Origin of the sequence: Micromonospora gifhornensis (assembly GCF_016863515.1) — a bacterium.
Classification (GTDB): Bacteria; Actinomycetota; Actinomycetes; order Mycobacteriales; family Micromonosporaceae; genus Micromonospora; species Micromonospora gifhornensis.
Genome location: NZ_BOPA01000040.1, coordinates 46,613 through 65,475 on the forward strand (window position 1 = coordinate 46,613; position 18,863 = coordinate 65,475).

The following is an 18,863-nucleotide window of genomic DNA, read 5'->3' on the forward strand; positions in this document are numbered from 1 at the left end:
TGTGAAGGAGGACCATCCTGTGGATACCCCTGCCACGCTTCGCCTGACCAGCGGCGATGATCTTGTTGCCGTGGTGCCGTACCTGATCGGGTTCACGCCGACCGACAGCATGGTCGTCGTGGTCCTGGACGACACGCGGGTCCGCTTCGCCGCCCGCCTGGACCTGCCGCCGCCGGCCGAGGTTGCCCACCTGGCGGCGCCGGCGGCACAGCACGCCACGATGATCGCCCGGTACGGGTCGTCGGCGATCCTCGTCGGCTACGGCCCTGCCGAGCGCGTCGAGCCGGCCGCTGCCCTGCTGACTGCGGCGCTGGAGGCTGCGGCCGTGCAGGTGCGTGAGATCCTGCGGGTCGACGACGGCCGTTACTGGTGTCTGTGTGGTGACGTCGACTGCGCCGACGGTGTGCCGTACGACCCGGACCGCAGCACGGTTCCGGCGGAGGCCGCCTATCTCGGCATCGCCCCGCTGCCGGACCGGGCCGCGTTGGAACGTCTCATCACGCCGGTGACGGGGCCGCCGCGTGAGCGGATGTTCGCGGCGACCGAGACCGCGCTGCGTCGGCTGGCGGGCATGCTGGCCATCACCACCGTGAGGGCCGCCGGCGAGGGCCGGTCGGCGCCACCGGAGCAGGTGATGCGGGACGGCATCGCGGCGATCGAGCAGGCATATCAGTGTGCGGCCCGCGGCGAGACGCTGTCCGACGAGGACGTGGCGTGGCTGACCGCGGTGCTCGTGGTTCCCGAGGTGCGGGACCACGCGTGGAGCACCTGTGACGGCAGCGACGCCCAGCGGCAGTTGTGGATCGATGTGACCCGGCGTGCCATGCCACCGACGGTTCCCGCTCCGGCGTGCCTGCTGGCGATCACCGTCTATCTCGCCGGTGACGGCGCGTTGGCGAACATCGCCGTCGATCGGGCGCTGCGCGCCGACCCGGACTACCGGCTGGCGCATCTGCTCGGCCAGGCCCTGCAGGCCGGTGTGCCGCCGCAGCTGTGGCGGGCCGCCACCACCGGCACCACCACCGACGAGTAACACCGCTGTTCCTCCGGTGCCCGCCCCGGGCGCCGCCGGCACCGCCTGCGCATCTTTCGCGTTCGCAGATGCGCACACCGTTCGAGGTGAGGGCAGCCGGTGGCATCCGGCTGCCCTCACCTCTTCCCCGATTCTGGGATTGGAGGTGTGGGCACCAGTGTCCACTTCTGTGCAGCTCACCGTGCTCCTGGCGGCTGTGGTGATCACCGCCGCCGTCACCTGGCACCTGGCCTGGTGGCGTGCCGCTGCCCGTTGGCGGGCGGCGGTCACCGCGGCCCGGCACGCTGCGGGCCGCGACCATCTGACCGGTCTGGGTAACCGGGCCGCGTTTCACGCCGCGTTGGCGGTCGCCGGACGACCGGTCGCCGTGGTGGTGATCAACGTCGACGGTATGCGGGCTTTCGTGGGGCGGTTCGGCGACCGTGCGTTCGACCAACTGCTCGTGTTGACCGCCGGGCGTCTTGCGCACGAGACGGCCGGCGGGCAGGTGTTCCGGTTGCGTCGTGACGAGTTCGCCGTCATCGTCGATGCGCGGGCCGACCCGGCCGGCCAGGCCGCGCGGCTGGTCGCGGCCGTCGCCGCACCCACCGACATTGACCTCGGCGTGTATCCGGTCACCGTCACGGTCACCGCCTGCGCCGGTGTCGCCGCCGTCACGCCCCACACCGAGGCCGAACGGCGGCGGGCGCTCGTGCACGCCGACCGGGCGCTGCGCGCGGCGAAGCAGGCCGGCCGCGGATTGTGCGTGGTCTTCGACCCTGCTGCGATGCGCGGTGCCGTCGACGGTGGGCAGGCGTGATGAGGGCCCGCCGACTGGTGCGCTGCCGGGCGTCGGTGCGGGGCGCGGCGGCACCGGGCGGCGACGTGTATGGGCTGATCGTCTGGGACGATGCGCCGATTCTGATCGTCGGCGCCACGGCGGAGGCGGTCACCCGGGAAGCGATCCGGATCTTCGCGGCCACGCTGGCCACCAGGGGCAGCCTCGCCGAGGACGATCCCGGTTTCACCGACCGGCATCCGCTGCCCGACGCCGACGGGCCGTTGCCGGCCATCGGCGGGTGGCTGGCGCAGCTGCGTCGGGTGACGGCCGTTCCGTGGTTCGCCATCCTCGACGACGAGGTGGTGATCGCCCGGTGACCGCCTCTCACCACGCCTGCTTCCGTCTGGCGCCGCTGCCGCCGTTGACGGATCAGCCGATCCGGGTGGGGGATCTGCGGTGCGGTGTGCGGCGGGTCGCCGTGTGGGCGGACCGGCCGGCCCGCGGGCTGACCAGGGTCATGTTGGTCGATTCGGCAGGTGGTGCCTGCGGCGACGCCGTGGCGCGTGGCGACACCCTGACCGTCAGTCTGCCCGGCGAGTGGACGGCCGGAGACCGTCACGCCGTGACGTGTCTGATCGCCGCACTGGTCCACCAGGGCAGCCCTGACGTGGGCGTCGACGACGCTCGGGGGATCGAGTTCGTCGCCGACGCCGGCGCCGACTAGCTCGACGTGTGCTGACCCCCTACCCGGGGTGGCGGCCTCATCTCGTGCCTACGGGCAGGTTGGGGCCGTCGGGTCCCAACCTGTCCGCCGCCACGAGGCGGGGATAGGAGGGCCACACTCTGATGGCCACGAACAGTCCACAGGCCACCCAGGCCACCGCGGCGACGCCTGCGGGTGGGAGGAAACGTCGGGCCGGTGTGCCGGCCGGGGGCGACGGCGAGCGCGCCGACCTGCTGGCGAAGATCAAAGCGGACTTCGACGCCCGGCTGGCCGCGATGGCGGCCGAGCCGGCCCGGTGGGTCGAGTTCATCGACCACGTCGCGGCGTTCGGCGCCCGTTACAGCCTGGGCAACCAGATCCTGCTGCTGGTGCAGGCCGAGGAACGCGGCATCGCCCCGCGCTACTTCCTGCCCTACGGGCGCAAGGACGGCTCGACCGGCTGGAGGGCCCACCGGCGGTATGTGCGCGCCGGGGAGACCGCGTTCAAGATCTGGGCGCCGGTCAGGCGGCGGCCGACCGAGGAGCAGGCCGCCGAGTGGGAGGCCGCCGGCCGTGCCGTGCGGCGCGAGCCGTCCGGGCGCCCGGCCGTGCAGGTGGTCGGTTTCCGGTTGGGTAACACCTTCGAACTGAGTCAGACCGACGGGGAACCGTTCACGCCGCCGACGGTGGTGCAGCGGCGGCGGCTGCACCAGCGCGGCGACGGCCCCCAGTTGCTCGTCGGCGACGACCCGACCGGTGTCTTCGACGACCTGGTCAGGCTGATCACCGACCAGGGGTACCGCTTCGACCTGGTCGCCCCGTACACCGGGCGGCTCAGCGACGCCAACGGCGTCACGGTCCGCGACCGGGGTGTGCAGGTGGTGCAGGTGCGCGACGACGTCGACGCGGCGCAGCGCACCAAGACCACCCTGCACGAGTTGGCGCACATCCGCTGCGGGCACCTGGACGCCACCGGGGGCGCCGCCACGGTGCATCGGGGGCGGGCGGAGACCGAGGCCGAAAGCGTCGCGCACATCGTGTTGCGGGCTCTCGGGATGGACACGGCGGCCTACTCCGATGCCTACGTCCTCGGGTGGGCCGACGGTGACCTGGACCTAATCAAGGAGTGCGCGGAGACGGTGTTGCGGGTGGCCCGGCAGATCCTGACCGACCTCACCGACGAGTCCGACCCTGTGCTGCGCGGACCCGACGAACCGGCACCCGCGGCGAACGCGGGGTGCGGGCCGGAGGCGGCGTGATGGGCGGCGACGCCGACGAGCGGGCCGCGCGGGCCGCGTTGGCCTGGGTGTGCGAACCCGGCGACCCCCTGGTGTGGCAGCTTGTGGCCGCGCACCACCCGGTCGAGGTGCGCGACATGCTGTCGCGCCCGGGGGCATCGTTTGCGGCCCGGGCGGAGATTCGGCATCTGCGCCCGGAGCAGATGTGGGCTACGGCGGCCGCCGCCGTCGACCAGGCCCGCCAGGACGGCGGCCGGGTGCTGATCCCGACCGACCCGGACTGGCCGGCCGGGCTGGCTGATCTGGACGTCGACGAGCCGGTGTGTCTGTGGGCGCGTGGACCGGCCACGGTCGCGGCGCCGGCCGGTGCGGTGAGCATCGTCGGCTCCCGGGCCAGCAGCCCCTACGGCAACCATGTGGCAGGTTATTTCGCCGCCCAACTGGCCGGTCGCGGCGTCACGGTGGTGTCCTGCGGTGGGCTCGGTATCGGTGGTGCCGCGCTGCGCTCGGCGCTGGTCGCCGACGGCGGCGGTGCCGCGGTCGCGGTGCTGCCCTGCGGTCTCGACCAGCGGCATCCGTACCAGCATCGTGCCCTGTTCGACCGCCTCGCCGCCGATGGTCTGCTGCTCAGCGCCTGGCCGCCCGACGCCGCGCCGAGCATGCGGCGGGCGGTGGCCAACCAGCGGCTGCTGGCCGCGGTGACGGCCGGCACGGTCTGCGTCGAGGCGTCGACACGCAGCCGTGCGCTGTCGGCGGTGCGGCACGCGGTCGAGTTGGGGCGCGTCGGGATGGTGGTGCCCGGCCCGGTCACCTCCGCGACGTCGGCCGGCTGCCATGAGCTGCTGCGCGCCGATGCGCGGGTGCGGGCGGTCGCCGACGTCGACCAGGTGCTGGCCGACGTCACGGCTGGGCATGGCGTGCAGGGTGGTGGTGGCTGGTGACGGCGACACCTGACATTCCGGTGCAGTTGGCCGGGCGGCCCCGCTCCGGTGGGCTGGTCGTGCCGTGGATCACCCCGGCCACGTCCGGCGGGCTGCACCTGTTCGGCACGATCACCGCCCGGGTGCAGTACCAGTGCCTGACCCGCGGCCTGTGTCAGGTCTGCGCCCAGCCGCTGGGCAGGCGGGCGGTGCTGTTCGCCCGCGAGTCCGACCTGCTGCGCCACTGCACGGCGGAACCGGCGGTGTGTGCGCCGTGCGCGGCCTACAGCCGCAGGGCCTGCCCGATGCTCGCCGGCCGCCGGTCGCGGTACCGGGCCGGCGGGCATCCCGCCCTGGCGGGGATCCCGGCCGCCGCGGATCGGCTGCTGCGGCAGGCGGCGCCGGCCGAGCCCTGGTACGCGGTGTGGATCCGCGACTACGACGTGATCGCGCACCCGGCGCAGCCGGGCACCCTCGCCGCGTCGTGGCAGCGGATCCCGCCGCTGCGCATCCGGCCCCTCACCGGGGCCGCCTGACGGCAGCATCGCCCGCCGACGTCAGCGCGCGCTCCCCTGTCCGCACCACCTTCCGGCCGATGCCCGGCCGCCTCTGTGCGAACCCGCACATCCCGGGCACGGCCACCAGGGCCGTGCCCGGGTCCCCCACTGCCCTCTCACCGGCGCCGTCGCCCAGACGGCGAGGCCCGGGGGACGTACGCCGCCGACCAGATCGGCGACGCACCCCCACCAGGACCGGGTGACCGCCCGATCCCACCACCTACCCACATGCCCCTTTCCGGGGAATCGCGCCGGCCGCGTGCCGCAACCCCGGAGGTTCGGGGTGTGGGCGCGGCCCGGCGCGGTGTCCCCGGTGACCGAGAAAGGACACCCATGTTCACGCCATCGGCACAGATCGACGCTCTGCTCACCGCCGTCGCGGTGAAGGACTCCGCCGCTGCCGGAATGCGGGCGATGATGCAACGGGAATCGGAGTTCCCGAGCCCGACGCAGGCCCGGCTCACCGGCATCGCCCTGGACCCTGACGGCCGCGCCTACGCCGACCAGCTTCTCGACGCATACTGGTCCGACGAGCAGCGGCAGCGGGACCTGCTCGCCGCCGACAACAGCGACCGTGAGGTCATCATCGGCAGCGGTGTCCACGCGGCCGTCTACGCGGCGGTCCGTGTCCTGCGCGGCTACCCGAAGCCGCTGGTGCTGGAACGCGCCGACCGCGTCGGTGGCAGCTTCGCCATGACCGCCCGGCCCACCTTCTACCTCAACTCCCGCAACCGGGCCGGCGCCGGTGGTGTGGCCGGCGACCTGGGCGCCAGCGTGAACTATCTGCCGGGAGCACCGATCCAGCCGGCGAACGTGTCCATGTGCGAATACCCCACGAACACGGACCTGGCGTTCGTGGTGCGTCTGACGTTGGCGCAGTACGCCGACGTGCTGACCGACGCCACCGTGTTGACCGTCAGCCAGGACTATCCCGGGCTGGACATCGAGATCGACGGCCGAGCCTCCCTGCGCGCCGGGCGGATCATCGACGCCCGGGGCGTGGGCGACCCCACCAATCAGGACGTCACCGACGGGCTGCACATCCTCACCTTCCCGCAGTTCCTGCAACGCATGGCGGGTGTGTGGCCGCTGCGGGGAGTGCGTCGGGTCGCCGTGATCGGCGGCGGCGATTCCGGCAAGTGCGCGGTCGAAGCCTGCTTGGGTCTCGGCCCGCAGCCGTTCATGGCCGCCGTCGCGCTCGACCAAGTGGACCGGGTCGACTGGTACGCCGACCTACCGCTCACGTGTGACGAATGGCAGCAGGAGATCCGCGGCAGGTATCAGGCCATCGGCCGCTACCTGCGGCCGGACCGGTTCGGTGTCCAGCGCCTCACCGTGCTGCCGCGCCGCGTCCTGCCGATCGCGTTGCCCGGTGCGGGACTCATCGAGGGCCGCACCTACGACCTCGTCGTCGTCTGCACCGGCAACCAGGAAACAGACGTCGACGGACTCGAAAACGACTGTTTCGGCGACTACGAAACCGCCGACGGGATGATCGTCGCGCGTCAGCATGCCGACCTGCCTGTGTTCCGCGTCGGTCCCCACGCGCGGCTGCCCTTCACCACGTTGGAACGCATCGACGGTGTCGCCGACATCGACGCCAACGCCGTGTCGATCTTCCGGACGGCACCGCGGACCGCCGCGCTGGCGGCAACCCTTCTACCCGCGTAGAAGGAGGAGCCGGAAGCCGTCGGACGGCAAGCAGCACCACGGCGTCCCACCGCGCGCTGCACCGAGAGTCCAGGGCATCCACCTCGTGCGAGATCCGGTAGGGCGGCGCCATGCGCCGCCCTACCGACGCACCACACCTGCGACAGGACCGCCCGGCAGCTGCCGGCGCTCGCGGAACCGTCTGCACCTGTGGCGTCAGGCCTGCGCCCGGCCATCGGCACCACGGCGGGCACGGCCAGATGGTCGTGCCCGCACCCGCCAATCATGAGAACGGAGTCCTGCCATGGCAGCCCCACGACACTGCCGTCCGCACCACCACAGCACCGGTCCCGCCGTCACCGCCGGGCTGCCTCGCCAGGCGGAAGACGGCACCCGTGACCCGTCCAACCGCCTGCACGCTGGCGACCGTCACCTCGCCGTGCGGTCATCGCAGTGTGCCGGTACGACCGCGACGCCGCCGCCTCGGCGGGAGTCCAGGAACCGATCGCGGCCAGTGCGGCCCCTCCCGACCCGCTGGAGGGCGTGATGCTGCGTGTGCTGTACGTGTCGATCCGTGGCGACAGATCCCTGGTGGGCGGGCCGACGCTCGCCGCCGACGCCGACGTTCCGGCCGACGTCGGCACCCGATTCGGCACCGTCGAGGACATCGAACGGTACGTTGCGCGCGAACTGCGCGGTCTGAGCGTGTACTGGCAGGTGCAGGTCGTCGACGATGCCGGTGAGGTGGTGTGCCGCGGGTTCCGCAGCGGCTACAACGGCACCGGCGAACACTGGACCTGGCGGCCCGAGTCCTGACCGGCGGCACGCGCGCGGACACCCCCTCGCCTCCGGTCCCGCCACATCCCACGCCACTGATCACCGGCGAGGGACGTCACCAGGCGCCACCATCCCCCCGTCCGACATCACCGTCGACACGTATCGGCGACGCGGGGCGCCTCCACGACACCGGTCGTGGCGTTCCTGCCGTCGGCGGCGACTGCACCGCCGCCGACCGCCGCTGGCGCCTCACCACCTGAGGTCACACCGGTCGGCGGGCCTCGGCCTGGGCTGCTGGTCCCGGCCGGACGACTGCACCCTCTGCGCCCGGCGTCCCCGAACTGGGGGACGCCGGGCCCTCCACATGAAGGAGACACCATGAACCACGATGAGCGTCACCTGCGGCAGCGGGTGGATCACCAATGAACGGCAACCGGACGCGGCAGCCACGCCGCGCGGCGGTCGAACACGCCGCCTGGGTCTTCTACGCCATCGCCGCTCTCGGCTCCACCATCGGCCAGATCTGGGTCGGTGTGCAGACCCCGCCGTGGCCCGCCAACCTGGACTGGTGGTGGCGGGCCCTGTTCGTCGCACCGTTCGCGGTCGTCATCGACCTCGGTGGCGCGGTCACCGCGGCCTTCGCCGACTGGCGGCAACGCCTCGGCGAAGCCGCCTACGGGTGGCGCATCCTGTCCGCCGCCACAGTCACCATCGGCGTCGCGATCAACATCATCGGTCACGCCGACGTGATGTACCTGGCGGTCGTCTTCGGCGGCCTCGGAGTCTTCGCCTACGCGATCTGGCTGATGCACAGCGCCGCCCGACGCCGCGACGCGCTGCGCGCGGCCGGGAAACTCGCCGACACCGCCCCGGTCTTCGGCATCGTCCAGTGGTGGCGCGAGCCCGCCGTCACCCGCCGCGCCCGTTCCCTCGCCGTCGCGCAGCGGCTCCCCCTGCATCAAGCCCTCGACCTCGCCCGCCGGCAGCTGCGTGACGAAAAGCGTCGCGCCGCCCTCGCCACCCACGTGGAGACGCTGATCCGGTCCCGGCACGACGACCCCGTCCGGGCCGACATCGCCGCCACCACCCTCGACCTCGACGCCGTCGCCGCCGCGCTCACCACCCAGGCCGACGTGCCCGGCTGGGCCCGTGTCATCGGCGCCGACCTGACACCCCCGGCGGCGCCGATCCTCGACAGCGACCCGGACGCCGCGCAGACCCCCACCGCCGGGTTGCCCGCCGGGCCGATGCCGCCGGCCGACGTGCTGCGCAGGGTGCCGCAGGACCAGGCGTCCTACGACCGGTGGCGGCAGTTGTGGGCCGAGCTGAAGGCGAACCCCGACGTCGAACTGGCCGAGTTCGCCGTCCGGCACGACATCTCTCTGCGGCAGGTGCAGTGGATCCGCCGCACCGGAGCCAGTGGTCTTCTCGACTCGCCGCTGACGTTGATCGACCGGATCGCGCAGTTGGCTGCCCGCAACGGCCATGGCCCTCGCCCGGCCAGCTGACCATCGCAGCCGACCAGCGCCGCGGTCGGGCGGCGGCAGGCAGGAGCGCCGCCCAGCATCAACGGGTCGACAGGGCGGCGATCAGGGTCTCGGGTGCGATGGGTGGTGGACCGGTCGCTGACCTGCCCGTCGCCGAGTTCGACGACCCTCCACACACCGTCGGCGCGCAACGCCAGGTCCACGGTGACGAAGGGCAGACCGAGCCCGGCGATCTACGGCGTGATCGCGTCGGGGTCGACGTCGACCGCGCAGAACCCCAACAGCCCCGAGGTGGTTGCCACAGGCGGAGTCATGGCCGCACTGAATAGAGAGCGAACTTTCTCGGCGGTGTACGCCGACAGCGCCATGCCCTACCCGGCGCAGCGAGCCTTCGCGCCACAAACCACTAGAGACATCCGCCGTTGGCACGACAGATCACCCGCCAACACATCCATCTCGAGAGGAAACATCATGCCCGCACTCATCAGGATCCTCGCATGACCAGCCGGATCATCGCCCTGGTCGGCTCGGTCGTCGTCGGCGTCGCGTTCCTGTGCGTCGCCGGTCTGATCGCACTCACCGGGGCGGTGTCGGCCTGTTCGGTGGCCGCCGTCCCAGGCGGCGCGATCGGCCGCTACGACGTCGAGCAAAGGCACTTCGCGCAGGTCATCGTTACTGTCGGCGTCCAGCAAGGGATCCCACTGCGAGGTCAGGTGATCGCAGTGGCCACCGCACTACAGGAATCCGGGTTGCGCAATCTCGGCCATCTCGGTGACCGCAACGACCACGATTCCCTCGGCCTGTTTCAGCAACGGCCGAGCCAGGGTTGGGGCACACCGGTGCAGATCATGGATCCCGAGTACGCGGCGGCGGCGTTCTACCGCAAGCTCGTCACCATCGCCGGTTGGGAGCTGATGCCGCTGACCGTCGCCGCGCAGGCCGTGCAGCAGTCGGCCTTTCCGGACGCCTACGCACCGTGGGAGAACGACGCGGCACTCCTCGTCGGGCTCGTCGCCGGCGGGCCGGTCGACTCGGGCGATTCCGGTGCGCCGTGCGTCAGCGTCGGCGGCTGGACGAAGCCAGTCCAGGGAGGCTTGGGGTCCGGGTTCCGCACCGAAGGCCGGCCCGGCCACGACGGCGTCGACATCGCCGCACCCAAGGGCAGCCCGATCCACGCCGCCGCCACCGGGCTGGTCATCCGCGTGGTCTGCGACGCCCACCTGCGTAACGGCAGCCCTTACTCCTGTGACGTGGACGGGCATCCGGTCAACGTCGCAGGCTGCGGCTGGTTCGTCGAGCTGGAGCACTCCGACTCGACGGTCACCCGGTACTGCCACATGCTGCGCCGCCCACCGGTCGAGGTAGGCCAGCAGGTCACCGTCGGTCAGGTCATCGGCCAGGTCGGCAGCAGCGGCCACTCCTCCGGACCCCACCTGCATCTGGAAACCCACACCGGCCAGCCCGCGATCGATGCCAACGCCGTTGACCCCGTCGACTTCTTCGCTATCCGTGGCATCGACCTGACCGCACCGACGCCAGCGACGACGGGCCCGTGAGGCGCGGCAGTCCCTTTTTGCACCCAAGCAAACTACTCACAGTAAATGAATCAGCACGGAAGGAGTCATGGGGCTGTTGATGGATGGGCAGAACCTGGCCGCGTGTCACCGCATGCGGCTGCAGGACGTCGGATGCTATCTACTCGTTGCCATGGGTGGAACAGCGTTAAGCATCCTGGCTCCTCACGACACCGAGCGGATCGAGTCGATCGTGATTGAGGAGATGATCGCTGAGGGGCTGCATCGGTACGAGCCCGATCCGCGCTACTGGTACTCCGCCGATGGTGTGCCTTACGGGTACGTCATCGGCGCGCCGGGCGCCGATGTTGATGCCGAGGAGCTGCGGCTCGTCGAGCAAGCGGCGGGGATGGCGATGGGCTGCGTCGTCGAGCTGCACATCTTCGTCAGCGATCGTGCTGGACGACTCGCTCTGGCCCAGATAGCTCAACGAGTAGCGGGCCGAATCGAGGGCTGGGTGTTCGTCGAGCTTGACGGCCTACCCTGCCCCGACCTGCTTGACCACCTCGACGGCGGGGGCCGCTGCGTCCGTGTCGATGGTGCCGGGTACCTCGACGCAGAGGCGACGGCCAGGTGGATCAATCACCCCGACTTTCACGTCGTCAAGTAGGCTCCCCCGGCCCTGGTGCTCGCCCTCACCCCGCCCTCGCGCCCGATTATTCTCAGACGCTGGTCGGGTCACTCGTTGATGGCGACGCTGTGGAATCAGGTCCGGTAGTGCGGGCGCGTTCGTCGTGGCGGATCTCCGCCCTTTGGTGGTGGTGCTCCTGGGGGCTGGTGCCGGTTCGGTGGGGTGCTGCTGCCGGTCGGGGAAAGGGGGCGACGGCCCGTGGCGGCGGTATGTCTTGGTCGCGTCCACCAGGCGCACGATGGGGATGCTCACGAGTTGGGCAGGTCGCGCAGCAGTGTGGCGGCCAGTTCCTCGGTGGCCGGGTCTATGGCGATTCCGGCGTCGTCGAGGTCTCGGCGCAGGACGGCGAGACGTTCCCGTACGCCGGTGGTGTCGCCGAGGCGGGCGGCGGTGCGCATGGCGCGGCGGGCCAGTTCCTCGGAGAGCGGGTCGAGTGCGCAGGCGGCGTCGTAGAGGGCGAGCGCGGCGGCGGGGTCGCGGTCGGCGTGCAGTCCGGCGGCGTGGGCGTACATTTTGACCAGCCGGCGTCGGGTGTGCTCGCGGTCGGTGTCGATCCATTCGTAGTCGCTGCCGTCGGCCAGGCCACCGCTGGTGACGGCGATCGCGGTCTGTAGGAGGGCCAGGCGGCTGGCGTCGTCGGCTGCGGTGGCGAGTCGGGTGTATGCGTCCTCGACGGTCCACCAGTCGACCTGCAGCAGGGCCGGGTTGAGGTGGTACCGGCCACCGGTGTTGATCACTGGTTCGATTTTGGCAGCGGTGGCGGTGGGTGGGGTGTTGGTGTGGGCGATGGAGCGGATGACGCTGCGCAGGTTGGCCACGCAGGTGGAGAGGCGTTCGGCGGCGCGGGAGACGGTCACGTCGGGCCAGATGGCTTCCATGATGTCGTCGAGGGCGGCGCCGTCGCGGTGGACGACGAGGTAGACGAATAGTTCCAGGCTCTTGGCGCGTAGGCCGCGGACGGGATCGCCGTCGGGGCCGAGGATTGCGGGTGTGCCGAGGACTCGGGCGTGGACTCGCCGTACGGAGGTGCTCTCGGTGGGCCGGGTGGCGTCGGACGGGTCGGTGGCGGCTTCGTTGTGCGGGGCGGGAGGGTCAGGCGCGGGGTTGCGGGTTTCGGGTTCGTCGGCCGCGTGGACGTCGGTGGCTGGTGTGGCGGGCTGTGGCTGGGGACGGACGGCGGGCGTGGACCGGTCGGTGGAGGGTGCGGCGTCGCCGTGGGCTTGCGCGAGCGTGGTCAGGATGGTGGTCGTCGCGGTCGGGTCGAGCACGGCGAGGCGTTCGCCGTCGCCGCCTTCGGTGGTGCCGTCTGCGGAGACGGTGAGGGTGGTGCCGGCGGGCCAGGCGCCGATCAGGGCGACACCGATGTCGACGTTCCTGCCGAGGCGGACGGCGGTGGCCAGCCGGGTGTGCCAAGGCTGGTCGGGCACGTCAGTGATGAGCAGTAGTTGCGGTAGCGGTTCGCTGAGGAGTTCTCCCTCGCGCAGCGCGTCGACGGTGGCGGCCTGCTGGTCGGCGACGATGCGGCTGCGGCGGATGATTTCCTCTTCGAGGAGCGTGAGCGCGACGGCGAACGTCGGGGCGACGGTGAGTCGCGGCATCGGGTGGAGGTCGGCTGCGGCGGCGCCGAGCAGTGTGGTCAGGGTCGAGGCGGGGATGATGACGCGGCCTTGCCCGTCCGGCATGTCGTCACCGGCGGTGAGGGTGGCGATCAGGAGGGCACGGGCGGCGTCCGGGGCGGCAGGTCCGTCCAGGCCGAGGCCCACGGTGACCGGGAGGGAGCCGGCACCTGCCAGGTCCGCGCCGCTGGGTTTGCGGGGCGACGCCGAGGGTGTCGCGTCTGCGCAGGTGTCCGTGCTGGCGGCCGAGCGGTGCGCGTGTGGGTCATCCTGCGGTTGCGGTACGGCGTGCCGCATACCTTGCCGGAGGCGGGTCGACGCGGCCAGGGGTGACGCCAGGCGGGTGTCTCGTGGAGGCGGGCTGGTGGCTGGCGGGCGCTGGTGTTGGTGGCCGCCGCGCTGGCGTGCTCTCGTGACGGCGTAGATGACGGCGGCGGCCAGGCCGGCTCCCATCGCGCCCCCGGTGATCCGAATCCAGCCAGTCGAGGGGGCCGAAAAGTTGTCGTCCGGTGGCGGGGTGGTGGACGGATCGTCGGCAGCTGCCGACGACGCTGGACTGGGCGTGTGGTGCGGAGGTGTCGTGGGCGAGGGTGATGGCGCGGCGCAGGTGTCGGACGGTGTGTCCGAGGTGGAGGGACTGGTGGGAGTCTGCTTGTCTGGCGTCTCGGGTGGGGTGGTGTGTACGGCGGGCAGGTCGAGGGTCCAGCCAGGGCGGATCAGGTTCGGGTCTTTGAGGCTGCCGCCGATGTGGGGATATTGGGTGCCGCGGTTGAGGGCGTAGATCTCCCGCCACCGGTCGGGGTCGTCGAGGAAGCGGTCGGCGATGGCGGACAGGGTGTCGCCACGTCGCACCGTGTAGGTCGGCGTCGCCGGCTCGCGTGTTCCCTGTTCTTTGACTGCTTCGTCGACGGTTGGCGGCGCCGGGTCGAGTGGGACGGCGCCTGTAGCGGAGGTGGCGTGCGCGATAGCGGGGACCGCGGCGGTGGTCACGGCGGTGGCGCCGAAGAACGCTGCCGCGAGACCCTGCAGAGGGGTGGGCAGCCGAAGCGCGATGCGCCACCGGATCCGACGGGCGAAGGTGTGATACACGCGGCGGGACACGGTGGCGGCGAGCAATGTCCAGAGCAGCCATGCGCTGATCTGCAGAAGTGCGGCCACGAAGCCGGTGGTGAGGGGTTGCTGCAGCCACGCCCGTAGCTGCTCCGGTGACGGCGCCGTGAGGGAGACCACGCCGGTCAGGAACAGCGTGACCGGCGGTGCCACCGCGATCAGGACAGTGCCGCACGTGGCGACAACGGTTGCGCAAGCAGCAGATCGTGGCATGCCCGGTCTCCTCGCCGTACGGATCCTCTGTGGTGGGACCGACGGTAAGAGCGGCACGGGGCAGATGTGCTGGTGTCGATGCTTACAAGACCTCACACGTTCTTACACAACCTTACAACCGCAGGTCACGGCCGTGTTGGGCGTTGGTGATGGCGCCAGTGGAGCATGCTCGGGTGCAGCCACGTCTCCGGTGTCAACGCCGGCTGAACTTTCAGGCGGAGCCCGACACCCGGGTTGCAAGTCCACAAGCTTCGATGATCTGTCTTTCACGCGGGATTCCGTGAGCGTGCCCCGGGAATCCGCGTGGGCAACACCGGACGACTTCCGCCTGCTGTAACGCGCCGACCTGCCTGTCGTATTGGCCGCCCCGGTACGGGCGACGATGTGCGGCGGTGAGGCTTCCCGAATGAGCGGGGATGTCGCCGCTGGCCTCCGATGCCCGGACGGCTGGTTGCGACCACAGCAGCCGCCGCAGCGACCGGCCAACGTGGGAAGATGCGGAACTTTGCAGGTCGTCTGCCTGCGGCCACGGGCAGAGGAGGAAACCGAGGCTGTGCGTCGTGAGTGGCGTGGGCGCGGAGGCGTTCAGGCTGCCGTCGGCGGACGAGCCCGCTTCGCCAACGGACGTCTCCCGTTCGCCGGGCAGCCAGCGCGCAGGGGCGGGGCTCAGCTGTGCTGGATCTGTTTGTCAGGGGGCTGTGTGGGTGTCGGTTGTGCAGGCTCGGATTGCGATGGTGACCTGGTTGCCCACGGACGGGTCTGTGGTGCAGTGCAGTCCGAGGTTCGTTATTCGGTCGTCGCGTGTGTCCCATTCGCGGGCGCCGGGGTCTCGCCCGAGGATTGGGCCGAGTGAGTCGATCGTGGCCTTCCAGAGGTTGGGCCAGGCGCGGCGGGGACCGATTACGAACGCGAGTTGCAGGGCGATGCCGCCGTCGGGAAGTGGTGGGGCGGTGCTGATCTGGTCGTGGATCTGCCGCTTGTAGGTGGTGGTAGTTGCCGATGCGGTGGTGTGCACCTGTAGCGAGTACATCCCGCCGGGGTCGGGGGTGGGCCGGGTCTGGCACACCGCGACTGAGGATGTCGCTGCGTGCTGCTTGGTCGCCCATACCGAGGCGAACTGCCGCAGGGTGCCCTTGGTCAGCGTCGGGACGAGCGTGAACAGGTAGTTGTCGAGGTCGTTGTGCAAGAGCAGGGGCACCGTGTCCGGCAGCCCGATATCCAGTCGCAGTGCGAGTGGATCCGGTACGACAGCCATTGTCGGGGCGATGGCCGCCAAGACGTCGGCGGTGAACGCGGCGGAGCGGACCTGGCCGAGTGACCCGGCCGTGTCCCAGCTGGCCGGGGCGGGCACGACGTTGAGGGTGCTGCCCACGAGTTCCGGCCGTGCGTAGAAGACAGGCAGGGCCATGGACGAACTGTACCGCCGGGCCAGAGGCGGGACTCCCTCTGCGCAGGCGGCCTTTCTCTCCTGCGCTCGCGTTCGTGCCGGCGTTTGGCAGCGTCGCCTGGCCGGTGGCGCTCGGCTGCTGCTACACACGGCGCGTGGGGATGGATGATGATGATCAGTACGAGCGGGATGCCGACCAGCACTTGGCGGCCTACGGGTTGCGCGTCGCCCCCGACCAGGTTCCGATCGTTCGGGATGTCCTCATCCGTGAGACCCGGTACGAGACGGATACCTACGCTGGCAGGGGCACCATCTCCGGTAATACGCAGCTGATGCGGATCTGCGCCGTTCAGCTCTGGTATGCCGGTGATGTCGAGGACGCGTTGCTGGTTCATCGCGCCCGCCGCACCAGCATGGACGCGACCGGTGCCATCGATGCGGAACTCATGTTGGGAGCGGGTGTGGCCAGGACGAAGGAGTACCTCGCAAGCCTGTGCACCGATGAGGCTCGACAGATCCTCGACGAGATTGCTTGGGTGGAGGATTCGTACGACGCCGATCGGTACGCGGCGTTTCTCGACATGTACTACCGGACTACATGAACCACCGTTCGCTGGCGAGCCTGGTGGCATTCGTCTACGACCCGGGCGATACGGGTTCGGCCGGGCTGTCCCGCGCGGCAGCAAGCTGCGGCCAGCGGGTACTCAGTGATATTCAGAACGTCGGGCGTGACGGTGAGTTGATCGTGTGGTGCTCCGATGGTGCTCGGATGTTCGGCACCTTGTCAGCACAGTCGCGACTGTTTCAGCACGGAAGCAGTTCCGCCGCCTGCTGACTGTGGCGGCCCGCTGGGCGCAACGCCTGGACCAGCAGAAACAAAACGCCCTCTAGACGGCGGAGGCTGGGGCGAGGGAGACGCGGGAGGTGCGCCGCAGCGCGCCGCCGCTTTCGACGCTGAGTGCGCCGTGGGCCATGAGGGGCTTCAGTGCCCTGATCACGTGCTCGGGTCGGTACACCGTTTCTAGCAGGGTGAACTGACGCAGGTCTTCGACGCGGGCGGGTCCGCTGTCTCGGAGTCGTTGGGTGAGTAGTCGGGTCAGCGGTCCGAGTTGTGGCTCGTCGATGTCGAACAGCGTCTCGGCCTGCTCGTCGCGGGGATCGCGGAAGCCGACGCCTTGGGTGCGGTCGACTTCCCAGAGGCTGTCCTTCATCTTCTGCACGCCGAGGCGATGGCCGGTGCCGAAGATCAGGTAGAGCGGTTGTCCCTTCCTCGGGATCAGCTCGAAGTCCAGCAGGTAGGGAAAGCCTGCCGCGCGCAGAGCTTGTCGGTAGCAGGTGAGGATGTGCCGGCTTTTCGCTGCTGGCGGCAGGTCTGCCACGGTTCGCCAAGTCGGGTCGCCGCCGAAGACTGCGTCGCCGGCTTCGCCGAGGTCGCTGACGAAGCGCACGAAGTGCTGCGGAAACAGGGTGACGATGACCTCGCTGGAGACGTTCGCGGCCAGGCGTCGCAGGAGGCGATACGGCACTGGCGCGTTACCCCAGGAGTCGAGGTTGGCGAAGATCGGTTGCCCCCAAGCGCGCATCTCGTCGAGTGTGGCCTCCAGACGCGTGACGCAAGTGCCCTTAACGATCTTCACGGGCATGGCGGCGTCGGTGCGTGGCCGTTCAGGGAACGCCTTCGTCAGGGTCTCCCGGAGCATGTCGACGCAGCGCTGGTCGTCGTCGACGAAGGCGAAGCGGGCGATGCCCTTGGTTCTGGGCACCTTGGAGACCAGCGCGCGCATCGCGATAACTGGCGAACCATCCTCGCCGCCCTTGTAGATCCCAGGGCCCGAGAAGCCTTCGGCGTAGGTGACCGAGGGGTAAGCGTTAGAGCCGGCGAGGAGGATGGGAAACCATCGCTCGAGGTAGCGCTGGTAGATGTCGTGCTTGGCGCCCGTGTGTGGCGCGCATTCCCACGGCACCTCACCATTGACCGGCATCCCCACCCCCTGGCTACCGAGTGTCAGGGGTCAGTGTCTCATCGCAACCTCGTCGGTGGAAACCCGTCGACCGTGGCCAGCTTGCGCGAAGCGAGTACGGCGGTCATGGCTTTGGCGAAACGCCAGCGAACATGCGCGCGGGCATGGCCGAGTGTTCGCGTCCGTCCAGCTCGCGGCCGCCAGCCTTCGGCGTGCGGCCTCCCCACTGTTTGAAGAAGAAGGCCGTCCCCGCCTCACCGCACCGGTCCCGCAACTGCCGGACCCACAGCGGGTCCACTGGTCGGTGGGCCGGTCCGGACTCGCCCCCCGCGATGAGCCAGTCGATACCGTCCAGGTTCAAGTCGGTCAACGGGCCGAGCAGGGGTTCTGCGGAGATGAATCGAACAGCGGCGGGAACCTGCCGCAAGTCGTCCACGCGGGAGAGTTCTGTGGTGTCCTCCACGCTGACGCCCATCCAGATGTTTGGGGCCCAGTCCAGCTGCGGGGCCACCTTCGCCAGCCTGGCGGCTCGTTTGGTGAGCAGTTGGTAGGTATGTTGCGGCGTCTCGCGCATCACCTCGAATACCCGCTGCACGAACGGCAGCGGTACTCGAGCGTGGAAGAGATCCGACATCGAGTTCACGAACACGATCCGGGGATCGCGCCAGCGTCGGGGGACGTTCAGGGTGTCTTCGTGTACCGCGACTCCGAAGCCGGGGCCGGAGGTTCGCGGATCACCGTCGGTCTGGTACTTGGCTGAGCCCATGGCCTTCAGCCGCTTAGACAGGGTGAGGGCGTAGCAGTTGTCGCAGCCCCGGGAGATGCGATCGCATCCAGTGGTGGGGTTCCACGTCGCCTCTGTCCACTCGATGGGACTGTGGTCCGCCACCACATCACCTCCCGACAAGCCTATCCTGTCGAACGTCCGTACGATATGGAAGGGGATCGTTGAACATCGCCGCTTCCTGGTCGCCGTCGGTGTCGCGTCACCGCGTACAACGGGCTTGGTAAGCGGATAGACGCTGGCAGTCCCGGAAGTCACCCGTACAGCTTGCCGGGGCAGCGCTCGGCGTCGTATCCGAACTCGTCGCCCGCCGTGACGATCGGTTCGCCGCCGGCCAGGGGCACCCCCACGAAGAAGGCCCAGCAGTTGGAATCGCCGACCTTACGCAGGTCACGAGACCGGTAGTCGGCATCAGTGCCGAACACCTTGCAGAAGGCTGCCGTCTGCTGGCGTAGGAAGGCT

The 18,863-nt window shown here is 70.3% G+C and carries 19 protein-coding genes; 14 read left to right on the forward strand and 5 right to left on the reverse strand.

Features of this window, described 5'->3' with window-relative positions; genetic code table 11:
- Positions 1-19: 19 nt before the first annotated feature.
- The 12 genes from Vgi01_RS25425 to Vgi01_RS25480 all read left to right on the forward strand — a co-directional run bounded on the left by Vgi01_RS25425 (position 20) and on the right by Vgi01_RS25480 (position 11,309).
- Positions 20-1,033, forward strand: coding sequence for a DUF4192 domain-containing protein (locus Vgi01_RS25425; RefSeq protein ID WP_204292744.1), 1,014 nt, complete (start codon positions 20-22; stop codon positions 1,031-1,033).
- A gap of 157 nt (positions 1,034-1,190) precedes the next feature.
- Positions 1,191-1,832 carry a diguanylate cyclase domain-containing protein gene (locus Vgi01_RS25430; protein ID WP_204292745.1) on the forward strand — a complete coding sequence of 214 codons (642 nt, stop codon included), beginning with the start codon at positions 1,191-1,193 and terminating at the stop codon, positions 1,830-1,832.
- Positions 1,829-2,170 (forward strand): hypothetical protein, encoded by a 342-nt coding sequence (locus Vgi01_RS25435; RefSeq protein WP_204292746.1) that lies wholly within the window; start codon positions 1,829-1,831, stop codon positions 2,168-2,170. The genes Vgi01_RS25430 and Vgi01_RS25435 overlap by 4 nt, the downstream gene beginning before the upstream one ends.
- A complete protein-coding gene (locus Vgi01_RS25440; protein WP_204292747.1) occupies positions 2,167-2,517 on the forward strand; it encodes a hypothetical protein in 351 nt (116 codons plus the stop codon). The genes Vgi01_RS25435 and Vgi01_RS25440 overlap by 4 nt, the downstream gene beginning before the upstream one ends.
- A gap of 122 nt (positions 2,518-2,639) precedes the next feature.
- The gene (locus Vgi01_RS25445) at positions 2,640-3,755 is read left to right on the forward strand and encodes a hypothetical protein (RefSeq protein WP_204292748.1); all 1,116 of its coding nucleotides are present in this window, start codon (positions 2,640-2,642) and stop codon (positions 3,753-3,755) included.
- Positions 3,755-4,675, forward strand: coding sequence for a DNA-processing protein DprA (locus tag Vgi01_RS25450; protein ID WP_239089150.1), 921 nt, complete (start codon positions 3,755-3,757; stop codon positions 4,673-4,675). The genes Vgi01_RS25445 and Vgi01_RS25450 overlap by 1 nt, the downstream gene beginning before the upstream one ends.
- Positions 4,672-5,190 (forward strand): hypothetical protein, encoded by a 519-nt coding sequence (locus Vgi01_RS25455; RefSeq protein ID WP_146017443.1) that lies wholly within the window; start codon positions 4,672-4,674, stop codon positions 5,188-5,190. Before Vgi01_RS25450 ends, Vgi01_RS25455 begins: the two co-directional genes overlap by 4 nt.
- A gap of 354 nt (positions 5,191-5,544) precedes the next feature.
- Entirely contained in the window at positions 5,545-6,882 is a 1,338-nt protein-coding gene (locus Vgi01_RS25460) for a hypothetical protein (protein ID WP_204292750.1), read from the forward strand.
- 432 nt (positions 6,883-7,314) lie between these two features.
- A complete protein-coding gene (locus Vgi01_RS25465) occupies positions 7,315-7,677 on the forward strand; it encodes a hypothetical protein (RefSeq protein WP_204292751.1) in 363 nt (120 codons plus the stop codon).
- A 383-nt stretch (positions 7,678-8,060) separates the two neighbouring features.
- Entirely contained in the window at positions 8,061-9,146 is a 1,086-nt protein-coding gene (locus tag Vgi01_RS30870; protein WP_239089149.1) for a hypothetical protein, read from the forward strand.
- A 476-nt stretch (positions 9,147-9,622) separates the two neighbouring features.
- Entirely contained in the window at positions 9,623-10,681 is a 1,059-nt protein-coding gene (locus Vgi01_RS25475; RefSeq protein ID WP_204292752.1) for a M23 family metallopeptidase, read from the forward strand.
- Between the two features lie 67 nt (positions 10,682-10,748).
- Positions 10,749-11,309: a hypothetical protein gene (locus Vgi01_RS25480; RefSeq protein WP_204292753.1), complete on the forward strand. Its 561-nt coding sequence runs from the start codon at positions 10,749-10,751 to the stop codon at positions 11,307-11,309.
- A 269-nt stretch (positions 11,310-11,578) separates the two neighbouring features.
- Here Vgi01_RS25480 and Vgi01_RS25485 read toward each other — a convergent pair whose 3' ends face one another.
- On the reverse strand, positions 11,579-14,209 hold the full coding sequence (locus Vgi01_RS25485) for an AfsR/SARP family transcriptional regulator (protein ID WP_204292754.1): 2,631 nt from the start codon (positions 14,207-14,209) through the stop codon (positions 11,579-11,581).
- Between the two features lie 748 nt (positions 14,210-14,957).
- Positions 14,958-15,677, reverse strand: a complete 720-nt coding sequence (locus Vgi01_RS25490) for a hypothetical protein (RefSeq protein ID WP_204292755.1) — start codon at positions 15,675-15,677, stop codon at positions 14,958-14,960.
- 74 nt (positions 15,678-15,751) lie between these two features.
- Here Vgi01_RS25490 and Vgi01_RS25495 point away from each other — a divergent pair, with 74 nt between their 5' ends.
- Both Vgi01_RS25495 and Vgi01_RS25500 read left to right on the forward strand, forming a co-directional pair.
- Positions 15,752-16,258: a hypothetical protein gene (locus Vgi01_RS25495; protein ID WP_204292756.1), complete on the forward strand. Its 507-nt coding sequence runs from the start codon at positions 15,752-15,754 to the stop codon at positions 16,256-16,258.
- The gene (locus Vgi01_RS25500; protein ID WP_204292757.1) at positions 16,255-16,491 is read left to right on the forward strand and encodes a hypothetical protein; all 237 of its coding nucleotides are present in this window, start codon (positions 16,255-16,257) and stop codon (positions 16,489-16,491) included. The genes Vgi01_RS25495 and Vgi01_RS25500 overlap by 4 nt, the downstream gene beginning before the upstream one ends.
- 52 nt (positions 16,492-16,543) lie before the next feature.
- On the opposite strand, the gene Vgi01_RS25505 is transcribed toward Vgi01_RS25500, so the two are convergent.
- From Vgi01_RS25505 to Vgi01_RS25515, 3 genes are all read right to left on the reverse strand, one after another.
- Positions 16,544-17,638, reverse strand: coding sequence for a three-Cys-motif partner protein TcmP (locus tag Vgi01_RS25505; RefSeq protein WP_204292758.1), 1,095 nt, complete (start codon positions 17,636-17,638; stop codon positions 16,544-16,546).
- A 103-nt stretch (positions 17,639-17,741) separates the two neighbouring features.
- Entirely contained in the window at positions 17,742-18,506 is a 765-nt protein-coding gene (locus Vgi01_RS25510; RefSeq protein WP_204292759.1) for a DUF5131 family protein, read from the reverse strand.
- 149 nt (positions 18,507-18,655) lie between these two features.
- The coding region (locus Vgi01_RS25515) for a hypothetical protein (protein WP_204292760.1) at positions 18,656-18,863 on the reverse strand (208 nt) is incomplete at its 5' end.

What these genes read in the sequence shown, in the direction of transcription:
- Vgi01_RS25490 (WP_204292755.1), bottom strand. Translation starts at nt 15,677, where the DNA reads ATGGCCCTGCCTGTCTTCTACGCACGGCCGGAACTCGTGGGCAGCACC.
- Vgi01_RS25500 (WP_204292757.1), top strand. Translation starts at nt 16,255, where the DNA reads ATGAACCACCGTTCGCTGGCGAGCCTGGTGGCATTCGTCTACGACCCG.
- Vgi01_RS30870 (WP_239089149.1), top strand. Translation starts at nt 8,061, where the DNA reads ATGAACGGCAACCGGACGCGGCAGCCACGCCGCGCGGCGGTCGAACAC.
- Vgi01_RS25445 (WP_204292748.1), top strand. Translation starts at nt 2,640, where the DNA reads ATGGCCACGAACAGTCCACAGGCCACCCAGGCCACCGCGGCGACGCCT.
- Vgi01_RS25505 (WP_204292758.1), bottom strand. Translation starts at nt 17,638, where the DNA reads ATGCCGGTCAATGGTGAGGTGCCGTGGGAATGCGCGCCACACACGGGC.
- Vgi01_RS25450 (WP_239089150.1), top strand. Translation starts at nt 3,755, where the DNA reads ATGGGCGGCGACGCCGACGAGCGGGCCGCGCGGGCCGCGTTGGCCTGG.
- Vgi01_RS25460 (WP_204292750.1), top strand. Translation starts at nt 5,545, where the DNA reads ATGTTCACGCCATCGGCACAGATCGACGCTCTGCTCACCGCCGTCGCG.
- Vgi01_RS25475 (WP_204292752.1), top strand. Translation starts at nt 9,623, where the DNA reads ATGACCAGCCGGATCATCGCCCTGGTCGGCTCGGTCGTCGTCGGCGTC.
- Vgi01_RS25480 (WP_204292753.1), top strand. Translation starts at nt 10,749, where the DNA reads ATGGGGCTGTTGATGGATGGGCAGAACCTGGCCGCGTGTCACCGCATG.